The following is a 1,314-nucleotide window of genomic DNA, read 5'->3' as shown; positions in this document are numbered from 1 at the left end:
GAGCTATTACGCACTCTTTAAATGGTGGCTGCTTCTAAGCCAACATCCTGGTTGTCTAAGCAACTCCACATCCTTTTCCACTTAACGTATACTTTGGGACCTTAGCTGGTGGTCTGGGCTGTTTCCCTTTTGACTACGGATCTTATCACTCGCAGTCTGACTCCCACGGATAAGTCTTTGGCATTCGGAGTTTGTCTGAATTCGGTAACCCGATGAGGGCCCCTAGTCCAAACAGTGCTCTACCTCCAAGACTCTTACAACGTGAGGCTAGCCCTAAAGCTATTTCGGAGAGAACCAGCTATCTCCAGGTTCGATTGGAATTTCTCCGCTACCCACACCTCATCCCCGCACTTTTCAACGTGCGTGGGTTCGGGCCTCCAGTAGGTGTTACCCTACCTTCACCCTGGACATGGGTAGATCACCTGGTTTCGGGTCTACAACCACATACTCATTCGCCCTATTCAGACTCGCTTTCGCTGCGGCTCCGCCTTATCAGCTTAACCTTGCATGGGATCGTAACTCGCCGGTTCATTCTACAAAAGGCACGCCATCACCCATTAACGGGCTCTGACTACTTGTAGGCACACGGTTTCAGGATCTATTTCACTCCCCTTCCGGGGTGCTTTTCACCTTTCCCTCACGGTACTGGTTCACTATCGGTCACTAGGGAGTATTTAGCCTTGGGAGATGGTCCTCCCTGCTTCCGACGGGATTTCTCGTGTCCCGCCGTACTCAGGATCCACTCAGGAGGGAACGAAGTTTCGAATACAGGGCTTTTACCTTCTTTGGCGGGCCTTTCCAGACCGCTTCATCTACCCCGTTCCTTTGTAACTCCATGTTGAGTGTCCTACAACCCCAGAAGGCAAGCCTTCTGGTTTGGGCTAATCCCGTTTCGCTCGCCGCTACTCAGGGAATCGCGTTTGCTTTCTCTTCCTCCGGGTACTTAGATGTTTCAGTTCCCCGGGTCTGCCTTCCATACCCTATGAATTCAGATATGGATACTGTTCCATTACGAACAGTGGGTTTCCCCATTCGGAAATCTCCGGATCAAAGCTTGCTTACAGCTCCCCGAAGCATATCGGTGTTAGTCCCGTCCTTCATCGGCTCCTAGTGCCAAGGCATCCACCGTGCGCCCTTTCTAACTTAACCGTTTGGCAATTGCTTGCCTGGTTATAACTCTTTTAAAAAAAGAGAGAAAAACTAAAATGGCGATACTCGGTTCTTTCTTTGCCTTCTTACATTTACGATTATCCAGTTTTCAAGGAACAAATAGGCGCATGATGTTTATATGCGCGATTGGTGGAGCCTAGCGGG

General features: G+C 50.0%; 1 rRNA gene. It reads right to left on the bottom strand.

The annotated features are described in order from the left end of the window. Positions 1-1,149: ribosomal RNA gene (locus LMF89_RS25330) — 23S ribosomal RNA — on the bottom strand; the annotation flags it as partial. Between the last annotated feature and the right edge of the window lie 165 nt (positions 1,150-1,314).

The organism is Pelosinus baikalensis (assembly GCF_020819555.1).
Taxonomy (GTDB): Bacteria; Bacillota; Negativicutes; order DSM-13327; family DSM-13327; genus Pelosinus; species Pelosinus baikalensis.
This window is presented reverse-complemented; position numbering and strand designations above follow the sequence as displayed.